Genomic DNA, 17,806 nt, shown 5'->3' on the forward strand with positions numbered 1-17,806 from the left:
GTCCGCCGCCGTCCGTTTCGCCCGAACACGCTGATGTTGGCGCGCACGATGATGTAGCGGTGGACGATAGTGTGTGCCACACAGTATGGTGTGACGCATGGTTAGCGATGAGATCCTGCGAACGCACCTCCAGGAGTTGCGTCGGGGCACCGTGGTGGTGGCGAGCCTCGTCGCGCTGCGCCGTCCCGACTACGGTTACGCGTTGCTGCAACGCCTCTCCGACCACGGCTTTCCGGTCGACGCCAACACGCTCTACCCGCTGCTGCGGCGGCTGGAGGAGCAGGGGCTGCTGACCAGCGAGTGGAACACCGAGGAGAGCCGGCCACGCAAGTTCTACCGGACCAGCGAGGAGGGCGAGTCGGTGCTGGGCCGGCTCCTCACCGACCTCGCCACAGTGCAGACCTCCCTGACCGGGCTGATCGAAGGAGCCGACCGATGACCACCCTGACCGACCGATACCTCACCGCGACCCTGCGTTCGGTGCCGGTCGCGCGCCGCGCGGAGATCGACACCGAGCTGCGCGCCTCGATCGCGGACATGGTCGAGGGCCGTACGGCCGGCGGGCAGGACGCCACCACCGCCGAGCGGGAGGTGCTCACCGAACTGGGCGACCCGGACAAGCTCGCCGCCCGCTACGCCGACCGCCGGTTGCAGCTCATCGGCCCGGCCTACTACCTGGCCTGGTCGCGGCTGATGAAGCTGCTGCTCAGCTTCATCCCGGCCCTGGTCGGCGTGCTGGCCGGCCTGCTCAGGGTCGCCGACGGCGGCAACGCGGGCGAGGGGATCGGCGCGGGCATCACCACCGCCTTCCAGGTGGCCGTCCAGATCGCCTTCTGGGTGACAGTGGTCTTCGCGGTGCTGGAGCGCACCAAGACCCCCCTGCACCTGCCCGCGTGGAGCGTCGACCAGCTTCCGGAGGACACGACCGACCGGCAGATCACCCTCACCGACATCGCCGCCTCGGTCACCTTCCTGGCGCTGGTCATCGCCTACCTGCCGATGCAGCACTTCCGCTCGTTCGTGCCCACCGACGACGGCGAGAACCTGCCGATCCTCGACCCGGCGCTGTGGAGCTTCTGGCTGCCGTTCCTGATCGCGGTGCTGGTGGCCACGATCGGCCTGGAGTTCGCCAAGTACCGGGTCGGGCGCTGGACCTGGTCGCTGGTCGCGGTCAACGCGGTGCTCGGCCTGGCGTTCGCGGCGCCGGTGGTCTGGCTGATGTCGACCGACCGGCTGCTCAACCCCGAGTTCGTGGCCCGTTTCGAGTGGCTCGGCGAGGGCGACAACCTGAACCTGGTGGCGACCGCCGTGATCGCCGGCACGGTGCTGGTGACGCTCTGGGACATCCTCGACAGCGCCGTCAAGACGTGGCGCAACCGCACCTGATCCACCACCGTCACGGCCCGGCGCGCCACGCGTGCCGGGCCGTGGCCGTGCCGGCCCCGCGACGGGCCGGGCCGCCCCGGCCGGGTGCCGGACCGGCGCCGCCCGGCGGGATGAGATCCTGACCTGGATGAACAGCGACACCGACGAGGACTGGCGGCGCCCGGGGCCCACCCCGGAGCAGCGCCGGCTGGACGTCTACATCGGGCTGGCCGCGACCGTCCTGGCGCTGTTCAGCCTGACCCTGGCCCGCAGCGCCGGTGCGTTCCTGCTCGGCCCGCCGCCGTCCGGCCCGGAACAGGTCTTCTGGACCGTCGCGGTGACCCTGCCGCTGATCTGGCGACGCCGGTTCCCCGCCGCCGTCACGCTGGTGGTCTCGATCGCGTTCATCGCCGCGCAGGCCCGCTCCGCCCCGGAGACGCAGCTCGCCTCGTGGGCGCTGTTCGCCGCCCTCTACACGCTGGGCGCGTGGGGCCGGGAACGGCGGCTGTCCCGGCGGCTGCGGATCGGCGTCATCGCCACCATGTTCCTGTGGCTCGGGGTCTACTACGCGACCACCTACACCACCATCCCCCCGGACGCGTTCGCCCGCGCCGTCGGGCCCGTGCCCCCGTTGCTCGCGGCCATGGTGAACGGGGTGCTGGTCAACGGCCTCTACTTCGGGTTCGCGTACTTCTTCGGGGAGACGGCGTGGCTGGCCGCCCGGCGGCAGCACGAGGTGCAGGCACGGGCCGAGGAGCTGCGCCGCTCGCAGGCCGAGATCCGCGAGCACGCGGTGGTGGGCGAGCGGGTCCGCATCGCCCGGGAGCTGCACGACGTCGTCGCCCACCACGTGTCGGTGATGGGGGTGCAGGCGTCCGCCGCCCGCCGGGTGTTCGACAAGGACCCGGTCAAGGCCCGCGCGGCGCTGAGCGCGATCGAGGAGACCGCCCGCACGGCCGTCGACGAGCTGCGCCGGATGCTCGGCCTGCTCCGCGCCCGCGACGGCGGCCCGGACCGCCCGGACCAGCCGGGACCGGCCGGAGTCGACCAGATCGCGGCCGTGGTCGAGCGCGCCCGCGAGGCCGGGCTGCGGGCCACCATGGGCGTGTACGGGGACCCGACGCCGCTGCCGGAGTCGGTCTCGCAGGCCGCGTACCGGGTGGCCCAGGAGGCCGTGACGAACACGCTCAAGCACGCCGAGGGCGCGACCGCGCTCGACGTGCGCATCCGCTACCTGGCACACGAGGTGGAGGTCGACGTGACCGATGACGGACGGGCGACCCGCCCCGCGAACGCCGACGGGCTCGGCCTGGTCGGGATGCGCGAGCGGGTCGCCACCCACGGCGGCGCGCTGGAGGTCGGCCCGCGCGCCGGCGGCGGCTGGCGGGTACGGGCCCGGTTCCCGCTGCCGCTGCCGGTGGGGCGGCCCGCGTGAGCGCCGGACAGGAGGCGCCCGGGACCGACCGTCCCGTCCGGGTGCTGCTCGCCGACGACCAGCACCTGGTCCGTACCGGCTTCCGGGTCATCCTGGAGGTGGAGGACGACATCGAGGTCGTCGGGGAGGCCGCCGACGGGGAGCGCGCCGCCACCATGGCCCGGGCGCTGCGTCCGGACGTCGTGCTGATGGACGTCGAGATGCCCGGGGTCGACGGGCTGGAGGCCACCCGCCGGATCACCGCCGGGGAGGACGGGCCGGGCGGGCCGGCCGTACTGATCCTCACCACGTTCGACCGGGACGACTACCTGTTCGCCGCGCTGCGCGCCGGGGCCAGCGGCTTCCTGCTCAAGAACGGCACCCCGGAGGCCCTGGTCGAGGCGATCCGGGTGCTCGCCCGGGGCGACGGTCTGCTCGCCCCGGAACTCACCCGGCGGGTGATCGCCACCTTCGCCCGCCCCGGCGAGCCCGGCCCGCCGGGCGGCCCGAGAACGGCTCCCGAGGCGGCGCTGCGGGACCTCACCCCCCGCGAGCGGGAGGTCCTGGTCCTGGTCGCCGGCGGCGCCAGCAACGCCGAGATCGCCGCCGGGCTGCACCTGGGCGAGGCGACGGTGAAGACCCACGTCAGCCGGGTGCTCGCCAAGCTGGGCCTGCGCGACCGGGTGCAGGCGGTGGTCTTCGCGTACGAGCACGGGGTGGTGCGTCCCGGCGGCTGACCCGGCTCCGCCATGAGGGGGACGGCGTGCTCGATCTCGGGGCGGACGGCGGGGCGTGGCCTGCGCTCTAGCGTGGACGCCGTGACCAATGTGCTCCGCCTCGACGGCGTCGACCGCAGCTTCGGCGACCGGCGGGTGCTCCAGAACGTGTCCTTCGACGTGGCCGCCGGCCGGATGACCGGCTTCGTGGGCGGCAACGGCGCCGGCAAGACCACCACCATGCGGATCATCCTCGGGGTGCTCGCCCCGGACGCCGGCGACATCACCTGGCAGGGCGCTCCGCTGAGCCGGCAGGCCCGCCAGCGCTTCGGCTACATGCCGGAGGAACGCGGCCTCTACCCGAAGATGAGCGTCCGGGAGCAGGTGACCTACCTGGGCCGGCTGCACGGGATGACCGCCGCCGCGGCGCGACGCAACACGGACGCGCTGCTGGAGCGGGTCGGGCTCGCCGAGCGCGGCGACGACCTGCTGGAGACGCTGTCGCTGGGCAACCAGCAGCGGGCGCAGATCGCCGCCGCCCTGGTGCACGACCCCGAGGTGCTGGTGCTCGACGAGCCGTTCTCCGGGCTCGACCCGTTGGCCGTGGACACGGTCGTGGCGGTCCTGCGGGAGCGGGCGGCCGCGGGCGCGCCGGTGCTGTTCTCCAGCCATCAACTGGACGTCGTCGAGCGGCTCTGCGACGACCTGGTGATCATCGGGGGCGGCGTGATCCGGGCCGCCGGCAGCCGGGAGGAGCTACGCGCGACGTACACCGTGCCCCGGTACGAGCTGGTGGTGGAGACCGACGCCGGCTGGCTGCGGGACCAGCCGGGGGTGACCCTCGTCGACCTGGACGGCGCGCGCGCCGTGTTCGACCTCGCCCCCGGCGCGGACGAGCAGCCGGTGCTGCACGCGGCGCTGGCACGCGGCCCGGTCCGCGCGTTCCGCCCGGTCAGCCCCTCCCTCACCGAGATCTTCCGAGAGGTCGCCCAGTGAACACGATGCAGGCCACCCGGCTGGTCGCCGGCCGGGAGATCCGAGTCAAGCTGCGCGACCGCACCTTCCTGTTCAGCACCCTGTTCTTCCTGCTGATCGCCGCCGCCGCGACCATCCTGCCGCCGCTGCTCTCCGGCGGCCCGTCGAGCGTGGCGGCGACCGCGTCGGCGGCCGGCCCGCTGCGCGAGGCGGGGCTGGAGGTCCGTACGGTCCCCGACGACCGCGCCGCCGAGCAGGCCGTACGCGACGGCGACGTCGACGCCGCGGTGGTCTCCGGGCCGGCGGTGCTGGCCATGGACGAGGCCCCCGACGACGTGGTGGCGGCGCTGAGCACGCAGCCCGCGGTCCGGCTGCTGGACCCCGACGCGGTGGACCCGGTGGTGGCCTTCCTGGTGCCGTTCGCCTTCGCGTTCATCTTCTTCGTCACCTCGCAGACCTTCGGCGTGCAGATCGCGCAGAGCATCGTCGAGGAGAAGCAGACGAGGATCGTGGAGATCCTGGTCGCGGCGGTGCCGGTACGGGCGTTGCTGGCCGGCAAGATGATCGCCGGCACGGTGCTGGCGCTCGGGCAGATCGCCCTGGTCGCCCTCGTCGCCCTGGTCGGTGTGCAGTTCGGCGACAGCGGCGGGCTGCTCTCGCTGCTGGCCCCGGCGATCGGCTGGTTCCTGCCGTTCTTCCTGCTCGGCTTCGTGCTGGTCGCGGCCATGTGGGCGGCGGCCGGCGCACTGGTGAACCGGCAGGAGGACATCGCCGGGGTGTCGACGCCGGTGCAGCTCGCGGTCATGCTGCCGTTCTTCGCGGTGATCTTCCTGAACGACAACGCGACGGCCATGCGGGTGCTGTCCTATGTGCCGTTCTCCGCACCGACGGCCATGCCGTTGCGGCTGTTCACGGGGGACGCGGCCGGCTGGGAGCCGCTGGTGTCCCTGGCCCTGCTGCTGGTCGCGGCCGCCGCGTTCGTGGCCGCCGGGGCCCGGGTGTACGAGGGCTCGCTGCTGCGCACCAACGGCCGCACCTCGGTGCGGGCGGCGTGGCGGTCGCGCGAGAAGACGCTGGGCTGAGCACCGGCGCCGGCGGGCCACCCGGCCCGTCGGCGCCGGCCGCGGCACGTGCGGCCGGCGGCGATCAGCGGGTCGGTGGGACCGTGTCCCAGCCGGTCGGCAGGGCCGGCATGGGCCAGGCCGGGTCCGGACGCCAGGTCGACCAGGCCTCGTCCCACCAGCGCTCCCCCGCGTCGAGCAGGGCGGCGATCCGGTCGCCCTCGGCCCGGATCGCGTCGGCCATCCCCGGGTAGCGCCCCTCCTCCAGGCGCTGGGCGAACATCTCCACGTCCTTCCAGACGTAGCGGTCGGCGCCGGCGCCCCACCAGAGGTCCAGCTCGTGGTCGAGGGTGTCCACCCCGATCGGGGTACGCCGCACCGGCTCCTGGAGGTTGAAGTACCACCCGGCGAAGGCGCGCTGCGGGCCGGTCCAGAAGACGTCCACGGAGTGCGCCTCACCCGGGCGGTGCAGCATCAGCTTGCCGTGCCCGCTCCACGCCCGGTGCCCGGCGACCTGCCACGGGTGCCGCCCGCACGGGAAGCCGCCGGCCTCGGGGAAACCGAACTCCGCGCCCGGGGGCAGGTAGAGCACGAGCAGGTCCGGCGTGTCCTCGACGCAGATCGTCGGGCAGCCGAACCACACCTCGCCGCGCAGGATCTCGCGCCGGACCACGACGTCGCCCGGCGCGAACCGGCCAACGTCGCCCGCCCCACCATCGTCTCGCTCCGCCCGGCCCGAGTGGTCCACGCCCCGCAGCCTAGCCAGCGCGGGGCGGCGCACCCCCTACCACGGACCCGGCGAGTCCGGCGGAATCCCGATCGACCGGGTCGCCGACCAGAAGCCCTACTACTCGGGTCCCTCAGGCGAGTTGTTCAACTATCTCGTCGGAGACGTCGAAGTTCGCGTAGACGTTCTGCACGTCGTCGCAGTCCTCCAGGACGTCGATCAGCTTGAAGATCTTGCGGGCGCCCTCCTCGTCGAGGGGGACGTTGACGCTCGGGATCAGCGACGACTCGGCCGACTCGTACTCGATGCCGGCGTCCTGGAGCGCGGTGCGGACGGCGATCAGGTCGGTCGGCTCGGAGACCACCTCGAACGCCTCGCCCAGGTCGTTGACCTCCTCGGCGCCGGCGTCGAGGACCGCCATCATCACGTCGTCCTCGGTCGTGCCGGCCTTGGGGACGAGCACGACGCCCTTGCGGGAGAACATGTACGACACCGAGCCCGCGTCGGCGAGCGAGCCGCCGTTGCGGGTCAGCGCGGTGCGCACCTCGGTGGCCGCACGGTTGCGGTTGTCGGTGAGGCACTCGATCAGCATCGCCACGCCGTTGGGGCCGTAGCCCTCGTACATGATGGTCTGCCAGTCGGCGCCGCCGGCCTCCAGGCCCGAGCCGCGCTTGACGGCGCGGTCGATGTTGTCGTTGGGGACCGAGTTCTTCTTCGCCTTCTGGATGGCGTCGTAGAGCGTCGGGTTGCCGGCCGGGTCACCGCCGCCGGTGCGCGCGGCGACCTCGACGTTCTTGATCAGCTTGGCGAACATCTTGCCGCGCTTGGCGTCGATGACCGCCTTCTTGTGCTTGGTCGTCGCCCACTTTGAGTGGCCGGACATCTGCTACCTCCGTTGCTACCCGCCGTCTGCATCGACCGACCGCGCACGCCCCCGCTCCCGCCGGCGCACGCGGTGGTGCCGGGCAGCCCTGCGGGAAAGCCGTGGACGGGCAGCTGGCCCCGCCGAATCTCGGCAATCCTACCGACGCCCGGCGGGTCGCTGTCACCGCGCCGCGTGCCGCCGCCCCGCCCCGGCCGCCCGTAACGGGACGGACGGGACGAAAACGCGGCTGCGGTCAGGCCCCGAAGCCGTACGAGCCCAGCACCCTGAACCCGGAGGTGGACCGCTGTTCGCACCGGTCCTCCAAGCCGGGCCGGTAGCGGCGGCGGGACCCGTCGCCGCCACTCAGCGGGACGCCCGGACCATCGCCACGAAGTACGCGTGCACCCGCGCGTCGCCGGTCAGCTCGGGATGGAACGAGGTGGCCAGCAGGTTGCCCTGCCGCACCGCCACGACCCGCCCTGCGGCCGGGCCCTCGGTCACCGTGCCGAGCACCTCGACGCCGGCGCCGACCCGCTCGACCCACGGCGCCCGGATGAACACCGCGTGGAACGGCCCGCCCTCGACCCCGGTGACCCCCACCGGCGCCTCGAACGAGTCGACCTGCCGGCCGAACGCGTTGCGCCGTACGGTCATCTCGATGCCGGCGAAGCCGCGCTGGTCGGGCCGGCCGTCGAGGACCTCGGTGGCCAGCATGATCATGCCGGCGCAGGAGCCGTAGACCGGCATGCCGTCGGCGATGCGCTTGTCGATCGGCTCGCGCATCTCGAAGATGTCGGCGAGCTTGCTGATCGTGGTCGACTCACCGCCGGGGATGACCAGCCCGTCCACCGCGTCCAGCTCCTGCGGGCGGCGTACCGGGCGGGCGTCCGCGCCGGCCTCGGCCAGCGCGGCGACGTGCTCGCGGACGTCCCCCTGAAGGGCGAGCACGCCGATCACGGGTGCGTCGATCATCTGCCGTTCCTCTCGTAACGAACGTGCCGGCTCGGTTGCTGTGTAAGGAAGGGCACCTTCCTGTGCACCAGGCGACAGGAAGGTGCCCTTCCTGACAGCTCACCAGCCGCGCTCGGCCAGGCGGTGCGGCTGCGGGATCTCGTCGACGTTGATGCCGACCATCGCCTCACCCAGGCCCCGGGAGACCTTGGCCAGCACGTCCGGGTCGTCGTGGAAGGTGGTGGCCTTGACGATCGCGGCGGCGCGCTGCGCGGGGTTGCCGGACTTGAAGATGCCGGAGCCGACGAAGACGCCCTCGGCGCCGAGCTGCATCATCATCGCGGCGTCGGCCGGGGTGGCGATCCCCCCGGCGGTGAAGAGCACCACCGGCAGCTTGCCGCTCTCGGCGACCTCCTTGACCAGCTCGTACGGCGCCTGGAGCTCCTTGGCGGCCACGAACAGCTCGTCGGTCGGCAGCGAGCTCAGCCGGCGGATCTCCTGGCGGATCTTGCGCATGTGGGTGGTGGCGTTGGAGACGTCACCGGTGCCGGCCTCACCCTTGGAGCGGATCATGGCCGCGCCCTCGGTGATCCGGCGCAGGGCCTCGCCGAGGTTGGTCGCCCCGCAGACGAAGGGGACGGTGAAGGCCCACTTGTCGATGTGGTTCGCGAAGTCGGCCGGGGTCAGCACCTCGGACTCGTCGACGTAGTCGACGCCGAGCGACTGGAGGATCTGCGCCTCCACGAAGTGACCGATCCGGGCCTTGGCCATGACCGGGATGGAGACGGCGTTGATGATGCCGTCGATCATGTCGGGGTCGCTCATCCGGGACACCCCGCCCTGGGCGCGGATGTCGGCGGGCACCCGCTCGAGCGCCATCACCGCGACGGCGCCGGCGTCCTCGGCGATCTTGGCCTGCTCGGCGTTGACCACGTCCATGATCACGCCACCCTTGAGCATCTCGGCCATGCCGCGCTTGACGCGGGCGGTGCCGGTGACGGGGCTGGCGCTAGCGTGCTGGGCAGTGGTTTCGGGCACGGGTCATCGCTCCTCGAACATGCTCGGGGGGTGGCTGCGGAAATGCTACGACGGCTCCAACGCCGATCCGACAGCCAATCAGACCCACGGTGGCCTGCACTGTGGCAGCCATCACCGGCCCCGCGTGGTTCCCCCCCCCCCCCCCGCCCGTCCCGCTGCTCCCGGATGCGAAGTCCGTCCCCTCCCCGCACGCGATGCTCCCGTGCGGGGACGCGCGCTGGGTCAGGTGGCGGGGACGTCAGCCGGGACGGTCAGGGTGGGGTCGTCGATGTCGAAGTAGGTCGGCCAGGGGCGTCGGCGCCCCATCCGCAACAGGCGCACCAGCGGGCGACCCCGCGCCGCGCGGGCGTCGCGGACCAGGTCGGTGTGCACCTGACGGGCCAGGGCGAGCCGCCGGCTGGCGCCGATCACCGCCTCGCAGCCCGGATCCGCCGGGTCCAGCTCCACCGCCCGCAACTGGCGGGTGAGGTCGTTCTCGGCGGCCTCCCGCTCGTCGGGCTCGGCGTCCAGCGCGATCCGCGCCGCCGCGTACAGCTCGACGCCGTAGCGGCGCTCGGCCAGGACCGCGGCGGCGGCCGCCCGGCGCAGCAGGTGGGCCTCCAGGGCGCGGGCCGCCAGCTCCGCCCGCGCGTGCAGCCGGGCGACCCGGCCGGCGGTCCAGACGAGGTACGCCGCCACCAGCCCGACGACCAGGGCCGCGAGCACCACCCACCACATGCGCGACATCGTCTAGTCCAGCCCCACCCATTCGGTGTCCATGACCCGCCCGTCGGTGGCCTCGATCGCCGCCGCGTACACCTCCAACACCCGCCGGGCGACCACCGGCCAGTCGAAGGTGGCCACCACCTGGTCGCCGCAGGCGGTCAGCGCGGCCCGGGCGCCGGGATCGTCGAGCAGGTCGGCGAGGGCGGTACGCAGCGCGGCCGGGTCGCCGGTCGGGAAGAGCCGGCCCGCCCGGCCGCCGTCGAGCACCCGCCGGAACGCGTCGAGGTCGCTGGCGACGACGGTCGTGCCCGCCGCGAGCGCCTCGGTGAGGATCATGCCGAAGGACTCGCCGCCGGTGTTCGGCGCCACGTAGAGGTGCACGCTGCGCAGCATCCGCGCCTTGTCCGCCTCGGAGACCAGCCCGAGGAAGGTCACCCGGTCCCGCAGGTCGGCCGGGAACCGCCCGAACAGGTCGTCCGCGTCGCCGGGCCCGGCCACCAGCAGCCGCAGGCCGGGCCGCTGCCGGGCCAGCTCGACGAAGGCGTCGCGCAGGATCGGGAAGCCCTTGCGGGCCTCGGTGAACCGGCCGAGGAACCCGATCGCCCCGTCGCGGCCCGGCGGGCACTCCCCCGGCCAGCCCGGCAGGGGCTGCGCGTGGCTGAACTTCGCGACGGCCACCCCGTTGGGGATCTCCACGGCCCCGCCGTCCATGTGCTCGACCTGCACCTTGCGCGCCAGGGCGCTCACCGCGATCCGGGCGGTGATCCGTTCCAGCACGATCTGGAGCACGCCCTGCGCGGCGGCCAGCGCCCGCGACCGGGTCATCGCGGTGTGGAAGGTCGCCACCACCGGGCCGCGGGCGGAGAGCACGGCCAGCAGCGACAGGCTCAGGGTCAGCGGCTCGTGTACGTGCAGCACGTCGAACTCGCCCCGGATGATCCACCGCCGCACCCGCGCGGTGGAGACCGGGCCGAAGGCGATGCGGGCCACCGAGCCGTTGTACGGCAGGGGCAGGGCCCGTCCCGCCGGCACCACGTACGGCGGGAGCGGGGAGTCCTCGTCGGCCGGGGCGAGCACGCTCACCTCGTGCCCGAGCCCGATCAGCGCCTCGGCGAGGTCCATGACGTGGTTCTGCACCCCGCCGGGCACGTCGAAGGAGTACGGGCACACGATGCCGATGCGCACGTGCAAACGCCTCCCTTACGCCTGTCCGGCGGCCGGGGAGGGCCGGGCCGCGTCGCGACCCGTGCCGTGCTGGTCCAGCCACATCCGCTGCAACATGTGCCAGTCTTCCGGATGCCGGGCGATGCCCGCCGCCAGACCGTCGGCGATCCGCTGGGTCAGCGACCGGACCCGCTGGTCGAGCGGGCCCTCCTCCGGGCCGGGCAGCGGCAGCGGTCCCTCGATCGAGGCGCACGCCGCGTCCGGTTCGTACCACATCGAGGCGACGTAGAGCGGCGCTCCGGTGCGCAGCGCGAGCAGGGCCGGGCCCGGGGGCATCCGGGTGCGGTGGCCGAAGAACTCGACCTCCACGCCCCGCGCGGAGAGATCGCGGTCGGCCAGCAGGGGCACCACCGTGCCGGCCCGGACCCGGTCGACCAGCACGTCGAAGGCGTTGCGCTCGCCCCCGTGGGTGGGCAGGATCTCCATGCCCAGGCTCCGGCGGAAGGCGAGGAAGCGCTGGTAGACGGCCTCGGGCTTGAGCCGCTCCGCGACGGTGGTGATCGGCCAGCCGGTCGCCGCGACCCAGGCGCCGGCGGCGTCCCAGTTGCCGGCGTGCGGCAGCGCCACCACGGCGCCCCGGCCGGCCGCCACGTCGGCGGCGAGCTTCTCCTCGCCGTCGAGCCGGAAGCCGGCCAGGATCTCCGCCCGGCTGAGCGCGGGCAGCCGGAACGCCTCCAGCCAGTACCGGGCGTACGAGCGCAGGCCGCGACGGACCAGCTCGTCGAGCTCGGCCTCCGGCAGGTCGGGGCCGACCACCCGGCGCAGGTTCGCGCGCAGTCGGGTCGTACCCCCGCCGCCGCGACGGTGGGCGCGGTCGGCGCCCGCCCGGAACGCCGCCGCCGCGACGGACCGGGGCAGCGCGCGGATCACGCGCCACCCGGCGACGTAGCCGAGCTCGGTGAGGTTCACCGGCGCCGGCCCCCCGCCCGCGGCAGACCCGCGGGTGTCGCGCTCACCCCTGCCCGCCCGGGGTGTGCACCCGCTGGGCCTGGCGGTAGACGTGCGCCATGCGCTGGCCCACGGTGAAGATCGACACGGCGGCGAGCAGCCAGAGCGCGATCTCCAGTGCGGGCTTGACGTTGAAGCCGGTGAGCAGCCCGCCGACGCCGACGATGAGCAGCCGCTCGGTGCGCTCGGCGATGCCCACGTTGCAGGTCATGCCGAGCCCCTCGGCGCGGGCCTTGACGTAGGAGACCAGCCCGCCGGCGGCCAAGCAGAGCAGCGCGGCGGCGACGCCCGAGTACTGGTGCTGGGTGGCCAGCCAGTACGCCACCGCGCCGAAGACGGCGCTGTCGGCGACCCGGTCCATGCTCGAATCGAGGAACGCCCCGAACTTCGTCGAGCCCCCGCTCATCCGGGCCATCGTCCCGTCGAGCAGGTCGGTGAGCGCGAAGAAGGTGACTATCAGGGCCCCGGCGACCAGATGACCGCGGGCACCGAAGCCGAGCGCGCCGACGAGCACCCCGAGGGTGCCCGCCACGGTGACCGCGTTGGGAGTTACGCCCGCTCGGAGCAGGCGGCGTGCGACCGGCTCGACGACACGGGTCATCCCCGCGCGGGCCGACACTTGGAAGATCTTCGCCATGGCGGTCCCACGATAACGGTCCGCGTAGCAGCAGCGGTACGGCCGGTCAGGCGACCCGCGGGACGGAGCCTTGTGCCGGCCCCGGATCGGGTGTGAGATCGAGGCAGGGAAGTGAGCCAGCTCACCCACCCGCCCGTTGATTACCCGCAAACCGGCACCACACCGGAGGATGTCGCCGCGGAACCCGACCGGGCCGCTTCCCCGTCGCGCGCGGCGGTCGCCACCAACCACGGCTGAGGGAGGTGCGCCCCATGGCGCAGAAGAGTCAGGAGAAGGGGGCCGCCGGCGGCGCGCCGGTGGTGACCGAGCCCGGCAGGATCCGTAACGTGGTGCTCGTCGGGCACTCCGGGGCGGGCAAGACGACCCTGGTCGAGGCGCTGCTCGCGGCGAGCGGCACGATCGGCCGGGCCGGCAACGTCGCCGACGGCACCACCGTCTGCGACCACGACCCGGCAGCCGTACGCCAGCAGCGCTCGGTGAGCCTGGCCTGCGCCCCGCTGCTGCACGGCGGGGTCAAGGTCAACCTGCTCGACACCCCCGGCTACGCCGACTTCGTGGGCGAGCTGCGGGCAGGGCTGCGGGCCGCCGACGCGGCACTGTTCGTGGTCTCCGCCGTGGACGGGATGGACGCCGCCACCGCCGCCCTCTGGGAGGAGTGCGCGGCGGTCGACATGCCCCGGGCGGTGGCCGTGGCCCGGCTGGACCACCCGCGCGCCGACTTCGACGAGGCCGTGGCGCTGTGCCAGCGGGTCTTCGGCGACAACGTGCTCCCGCTCTACCTGCCGATGCTCGGCGACGACGGGATCTCCACCGTCGGCCTGCTCGGCCTGATCACCCGCCGGGTCTTCGACTACACCGCCGGCCTGCCGGCCGAGGTACGCGAGCCGGACCCGGAGCACCTGCCCGCCATCGTCGAGTCCCGCAACGAGCTGATCGAGGGGATCATCGCCGAGAGCGAGGACGAGTCCCTGATGGACCGCTACCTCGACGGGGAGGAGATCGGCACCGACGTGCTCGTCGACGACCTGGAGAAGGCGGTCGCCCGCGGTCACTTCTACCCGGTGGTGCCGGTCTGCGCCGAGACCGGCGTGGGGCTGGACGCGCTGCTGGAGGTGCTCACCGCCGGCTTCCCCTCGCCGCTGGAGCACGAGCTGCCGGCGGTCGCCGGGGTGGATGGCTCCCCCCGACCGCCGCTGACCTGCGACCCGGACGGCCCGCTGGTCGCCGAGGTGGTCAAGACGACCGTGGACCGGCACGTCGGCCGGGTCTCCCTGGTCCGGGTCTTCTCCGGCACCCTGCGCCCCGAGCAGACCGTGCACGTCTCCGGGCACGGCATGGCCGAGCGCGGCCACCCCGACCACGACGCCGACGAGCGGGTCGGCCACATCTACACGCCGCTGGGCGCGAGCCTGCGCGAGGTGGGCGTCTGCGTGGCCGGCGACATCTGCGCGATCACCAAGTCGGGCAGCGCGGAGACCGGCGACACCGTCTCCGCCAAGGACGACCCGCTGCTGATCGCGCCCTGGGAGATGCCCGAGCCGCTGCTGCCGGTGGCCGTCGTGGCGCGCAGCCGCGCCGACGAGGACGCCCTCGCGCGCAACCTGGCCCGCCTGGTCGCCGGCGACCCCACCATGCGGCTGGAGCGCAACCCGGAGACCCACCAGCTGGTGCTCTGGTGCATGGGTGAGGCGCACGCCGACGTGGTGCTGGAGCGCCTGCGCGCCGGCGGGGTGGAGCTGGACACCGAGCCCGTCCGGGTCGCGCTGCGCGAGACGCTGACCGTCGGGGCGTCGGGGCACGGCCGGCACGTCAAGCAGTCCGGGGGCCACGGCCAGTACGCCGTCTGCGACATCGAGGTCGAGCCGCTGCCGCCCGGCGCCGGATTCGAGTTCGTCGACCGGGTGGTCGGCGGGGCGGTGCCGCACAACTACGTCCCCTCCGTCGAGAGGGGCGTACGCGCCCAGATGGAACGCGGCCTGGTCGCCGGCCACCCGGTGGTGGACCTGCGGGTGACCCTCGTCGACGGCAAGGCGCACAGCGTCGACTCCTCCGACGCGGCCTTCCAGACCGCCGGCGCCCTCGCCCTGCGCGACGCCGCCGGTAAGGGGCAGCCGGCGCTGCTGGAGCCGATCGACGAGGTGGCGGTCCGGGTGCCCGACTCCTCGGTGGGCGCGGTGCTGGGCGACCTGTCCGGCCGGCGTGGCCGGGTGCTCGGCACCGAGGCCGACCCCGAGGCCGAGGGACGCACCGTGGTCCGGGCCGAGGTACCGGCCACGGAGCTGCTCCGCTACGCGGTCGAGCTGCGCTCCATGACGTCGGGCACCGGCACGTTCCGCCGCCACTTCGTCCGCTACGACCCGATGCCCGCCCACCTGGCCGACCAGCTCCGCAAGGAACACCCCACCCACCCCTGAGCACCGGCGGGCAACCGGTCCCCGGCCGGGTCAGGGGCGGGCGGTGGGAGGCAGCGGGCTCGGCCGGTGAGGGCGGTCGGCGTCGCGGAGGGCGGCCGAGCGCAGCGCGGCCAACTGGCGCTCCACCTCGGCGAACTGGTCGGCCGGCAGCGGACCCCGGCGCAGGGCCCCGGCGTTCTCCTCCACCTGGGCCACGGTGCGGCAGCCGGGAATCGGGACGGTGCGGTCGCTGCGCGCCCAGAGCCACCCGAGCGCGCCCTGCGCGAGGGTACGCCCGTCAGCGGTCAACGCCGCCCGCACGGCGGTGACGCGGCGCAGCCACTCCGGCGCCGGCCGGCCGCCCCGGAACCACTCCAGCCAACCGGGGGCCACCCCGCGCACGTCGTCGCGGGGCAGCGTGGAGCCGGCCGTGTACTTGCCGGAGAGCAGGCCCATGCCCAGCGGTCCCCGGTTGACGCTGGCGAGGTCGTACTTGTCGCAGACGGCGAGCAGTTCGGGGGCGTCCCGGAGCACCGACAGCGTGTGCTGCACGGTGGTGGCGTGCCGGGCGTCGCGCCCGAACGCGGCGGCCCGGTCGGGGCGGTCGGTGCTCCAGCCGTACGCCCGGATCAGCCCTTCGGCGACCAGGTCCTCCAGGGTGCCGACGAGCGCCTCGGCCCGCGGCACCGGCAGGTCCGCCAGGTGCAGCTGGTAGAGGTCGATCCGGTCGGTGCCCAACCGGCGCAGCGAGTGCGCGACGGCCCGCCGCAGGTACGCCGGGGAGGGGTCCTCGCCGGTGGCCTGGCGGGTGGCCTCGTCGAAGGTCCAGCCCCACTTGGTGGCGATCACGGCCTCGTCGCGCCGGCCGGCGAGGGCCCGGCCGAGCACCCGCTCGCCGTGCCCGGCCCCGTAGGTGTCGGCGGTGTCGAAGAGCGTCACGCCGAGGTCGAGCGCGTGCCGGATCGCACGGACCGACTCGTCGTCGTCGACGGCGCCCCAGCCCAGCGGCTGGCTGCCCTCGGCCCAGGGGCCGCCGATCGCCCAGCACCCCATGCCGAGGGCGCTGACCTCGATGCCGCTGCGGCCCAACGTCCGCGTCGTCACTGCCATCGCCAGATCGTGCCACCTCGCGCCCGGCCAGGGGCGGGAAGTTTGCCGACGACACGACCGCCCGCAGCCGCCGACCGGCCCGGACTCGGGGGGTGTCGATCGGTGCGGGAGCGGGGCCGGCGGGCGGGGCGGGGCCCGCAGGCGGAGCCGCACACCGTCACGGACCGCCGGGAAGAGCGAGGGTCGGTCTAGGTCGGCCAGGCCCGGGTGAACAGGTCGCGGGTGTCGGTGAGCAGTTGCGGCAGGACCTTCGTCTGCCCGATCACGGGCATGAAGTTGGCGTCGCCGCCCCAGCGGGGCACCACGTGCTGGTGCAGGTGCGCGGCGATGCCCGCGCCGGCCACGCCGCCCTGGTTCATGCCCAGGTTGAACCCGTGCGCATTGCTCACCTTGCGTACCACCCGCATGGCGGTCTGGGTGAACGCCGCCAGCTCGGTGGTCTCGGCCAGGTCCAGCTCGGTGTAGTCGGCCACGTGCCGGTAGGGGCAGACCAGCAGGTGCCCGGGGTTGTAGGGATAGAGGTTGAGCACCGCGAACACGTGCTCGCCCCGGGCCACCACCAGGCTCTCCTCGGGCGCCAGCCCCGGGGCCCGGCAGAACGGGCAGCCGGCGGGCCGCTCGTAGCCGCCCTCGGGCCGGTCCTCCCCGGAGATGTAGGTCATCCGGTGCGGAGTCCAGAGCCGCTCCAGGCCGTCGGCCATGCCGCTGTCCATGTGCCGTTCCACCCCAGTCACGCCACCGATCCTACGTTCCCGGCGACGGTCGCTCCGGACGCCGTACGCCGGTCCGCGCCCGCCCCCGACGCCCCCCTGGGGCCCGGATCGCGTTCAGGGGGACGGATAGGGGGTGAAAGTTCTTGACGAACTGATGAACGTGAATGAAGAATCCATCCACAGACATCATCCCTTGTCGATGGGAGCCCATCGTGAGAACCGCATTCCGCCGCTTTGGCCGGGCGCTCGCCGCTTGCGCACTCGCCGCCTCCACCGCCCTCGTGGGCGTGGTGGCGACCAGCAGCCCCGCGCAGGCGGACGGCTGCTACACATGGGGACGCGTCCTCGCCCAGGGCGCCACCGGCGAGGATGTCCGGCAGCTGCAGATCCGGCTCGCCGGCTACCCCGGCTACAACGCCCAGCTCTCCCTCGACGGCTCGTTCGGCCCGGCCACCCGGTCCGCCGTGATCCGCTTCCAGCAGGCGTACGGCCTGGCCGCGGACGGCATCGCGGGGCCGGCGACCCAGAACCAGCTCTACGCGCTCCAGGACGACGACTGCACCCCGGTCAACTTCAGCTACGCCGAGCTGAACCGGTGCAACAGCACCTGGTCCGGTGGCGCGGTCTCCGCGAGCACCGCCCGGTTCAACGCGCTGGTGTCGATGTGGAAGCTCCAGGCCATGCGCAAGGCCCTCGGCAGCGTGTCGATCAACATCAGCAGCGGCTTCCGCAGCTACTCGTGCAACAGCGCGGTCGGCGGCGCCTCGAACAGCCGGCACCTCTACGGCGACGGCGTCGACCTGGTCGGGTCGCCCTCGTTCTGCCGCCTCGCCCAGCAGGCCCGCTACCACGGCTTCGGCAACATCCTCGGCCCCGGCTACCCGGGTCACAACGACCACACCCACGTCGGGGCGGTCGGCGGCTGGTCCGCGCCGAGCTGCGGGATCTGACACCTGACGACCCC

The 17,806-nt window shown here is 73.8% G+C and carries 18 protein-coding genes; 8 read left to right on the top strand and 10 right to left on the bottom strand.

Going from position 1 to position 17,806, the window contains the following annotated elements:
* Positions 1-97 precede the first annotated feature (97 nt).
* The 6 genes from ACGFNF_RS09955 to ACGFNF_RS09980 all read left to right on the top strand — a co-directional run bounded on the left by ACGFNF_RS09955 (position 98) and on the right by ACGFNF_RS09980 (position 5,552).
* A complete protein-coding gene (locus ACGFNF_RS09955; RefSeq protein ID WP_089001033.1) occupies positions 98-439 on the top strand; it encodes a PadR family transcriptional regulator in 342 nt (113 codons plus the stop codon).
* The gene (locus ACGFNF_RS09960) at positions 436-1,386 is read left to right on the top strand and encodes a permease prefix domain 1-containing protein (protein WP_393167017.1); all 951 of its coding nucleotides are present in this window, start codon (positions 436-438) and stop codon (positions 1,384-1,386) included. The genes ACGFNF_RS09955 and ACGFNF_RS09960 overlap by 4 nt, the downstream gene beginning before the upstream one ends.
* A gap of 127 nt (positions 1,387-1,513) precedes the next feature.
* Positions 1,514-2,800, top strand: coding sequence for a sensor histidine kinase (locus tag ACGFNF_RS09965; RefSeq protein WP_393167019.1), 1,287 nt, complete (start codon positions 1,514-1,516; stop codon positions 2,798-2,800).
* The gene (locus ACGFNF_RS09970) at positions 2,797-3,516 is read left to right on the top strand and encodes a response regulator (protein ID WP_393167021.1); all 720 of its coding nucleotides are present in this window, start codon (positions 2,797-2,799) and stop codon (positions 3,514-3,516) included. Before ACGFNF_RS09965 ends, ACGFNF_RS09970 begins: the two co-directional genes overlap by 4 nt.
* 81 nt (positions 3,517-3,597) lie before the next feature.
* Positions 3,598-4,491, top strand: coding sequence for an ABC transporter ATP-binding protein (locus ACGFNF_RS09975; protein WP_393167022.1), 894 nt, complete (start codon positions 3,598-3,600; stop codon positions 4,489-4,491).
* Positions 4,488-5,552 (top strand): ABC transporter permease, encoded by a 1,065-nt coding sequence (locus ACGFNF_RS09980; protein ID WP_393167024.1) that lies wholly within the window; start codon positions 4,488-4,490, stop codon positions 5,550-5,552. Before ACGFNF_RS09975 ends, ACGFNF_RS09980 begins: the two co-directional genes overlap by 4 nt.
* Before the next feature lie 64 nt (positions 5,553-5,616).
* On the opposite strand, the gene ACGFNF_RS09985 is transcribed toward ACGFNF_RS09980, so the two are convergent.
* From ACGFNF_RS09985 to pgsA, 8 genes are all read right to left on the bottom strand, one after another.
* Complete coding sequence (locus ACGFNF_RS09985) at positions 5,617-6,279, bottom strand: DUF402 domain-containing protein (protein WP_393167025.1); 663 nt, start codon at positions 6,277-6,279, stop codon at positions 5,617-5,619.
* A gap of 112 nt (positions 6,280-6,391) precedes the next feature.
* Entirely contained in the window at positions 6,392-7,141 is a 750-nt protein-coding gene (locus tag ACGFNF_RS09990) for a YebC/PmpR family DNA-binding transcriptional regulator (RefSeq protein WP_393167027.1), read from the bottom strand.
* A 345-nt stretch (positions 7,142-7,486) separates the two neighbouring features.
* The gene (gene pdxT, locus ACGFNF_RS09995; protein WP_393167332.1) at positions 7,487-8,092 is read right to left on the bottom strand and encodes a pyridoxal 5'-phosphate synthase glutaminase subunit PdxT; all 606 of its coding nucleotides are present in this window, start codon (positions 8,090-8,092) and stop codon (positions 7,487-7,489) included.
* Between the two features lie 102 nt (positions 8,093-8,194).
* A complete protein-coding gene (pdxS, locus tag ACGFNF_RS10000; protein ID WP_357579197.1) occupies positions 8,195-9,112 on the bottom strand; it encodes a pyridoxal 5'-phosphate synthase lyase subunit PdxS in 918 nt (305 codons plus the stop codon).
* A gap of 222 nt (positions 9,113-9,334) precedes the next feature.
* Positions 9,335-9,829 (bottom strand): hypothetical protein, encoded by a 495-nt coding sequence (locus tag ACGFNF_RS10005; protein WP_393167334.1) that lies wholly within the window; start codon positions 9,827-9,829, stop codon positions 9,335-9,337.
* Positions 9,830-9,841: 12 nt separating this feature from the next.
* Complete coding sequence (locus ACGFNF_RS10010) at positions 9,842-11,002, bottom strand: glycosyltransferase family 4 protein (RefSeq protein WP_393167029.1); 1,161 nt, start codon at positions 11,000-11,002, stop codon at positions 9,842-9,844.
* Positions 11,003-11,017: 15 nt separating this feature from the next.
* Positions 11,018-11,950 carry a phosphatidylinositol mannoside acyltransferase gene (locus ACGFNF_RS10015; RefSeq protein WP_393167031.1) on the bottom strand — a complete coding sequence of 311 codons (933 nt, stop codon included), beginning with the start codon at positions 11,948-11,950 and terminating at the stop codon, positions 11,018-11,020.
* Positions 11,951-11,993: 43 nt separating this feature from the next.
* On the bottom strand, positions 11,994-12,626 hold the full coding sequence (pgsA, locus tag ACGFNF_RS10020) for a phosphatidylinositol phosphate synthase (RefSeq protein ID WP_101409171.1): 633 nt from the start codon (positions 12,624-12,626) through the stop codon (positions 11,994-11,996).
* Positions 12,627-12,877: 251 nt separating this feature from the next.
* Here pgsA and ACGFNF_RS10025 point away from each other — a divergent pair, with 251 nt between their 5' ends.
* Positions 12,878-15,040, top strand: a complete 2,163-nt coding sequence (locus tag ACGFNF_RS10025) for an elongation factor G-like protein EF-G2 (RefSeq protein ID WP_393167033.1) — start codon at positions 12,878-12,880, stop codon at positions 15,038-15,040.
* 30 nt (positions 15,041-15,070) lie between these two features.
* Here the strand turns inward: ACGFNF_RS10025 and ACGFNF_RS10030 are convergent, their stop codons facing one another.
* Both ACGFNF_RS10030 and ACGFNF_RS10035 read right to left on the bottom strand, forming a co-directional pair.
* Positions 15,071-16,129, bottom strand: coding sequence for an aldo/keto reductase (locus ACGFNF_RS10030; RefSeq protein WP_393167035.1), 1,059 nt, complete (start codon positions 16,127-16,129; stop codon positions 15,071-15,073).
* A 188-nt stretch (positions 16,130-16,317) separates the two neighbouring features.
* Complete coding sequence (locus tag ACGFNF_RS10035) at positions 16,318-16,830, bottom strand: HIT domain-containing protein (protein ID WP_199729380.1); 513 nt, start codon at positions 16,828-16,830, stop codon at positions 16,318-16,320.
* A 224-nt stretch (positions 16,831-17,054) separates the two neighbouring features.
* Here ACGFNF_RS10035 and ACGFNF_RS10040 point away from each other — a divergent pair, with 224 nt between their 5' ends.
* Positions 17,055-17,792, top strand: a complete 738-nt coding sequence (locus tag ACGFNF_RS10040) for a D-Ala-D-Ala carboxypeptidase family metallohydrolase (protein WP_393167037.1) — start codon at positions 17,055-17,057, stop codon at positions 17,790-17,792.
* Positions 17,793-17,806: the final 14 nt, after the last annotated feature.

This window comes from Micromonospora sp. NPDC048868, assembly GCF_043198195.1.
GTDB lineage: Bacteria > Actinomycetota > Actinomycetes > Mycobacteriales > Micromonosporaceae > Micromonospora > Micromonospora reichwaldensis.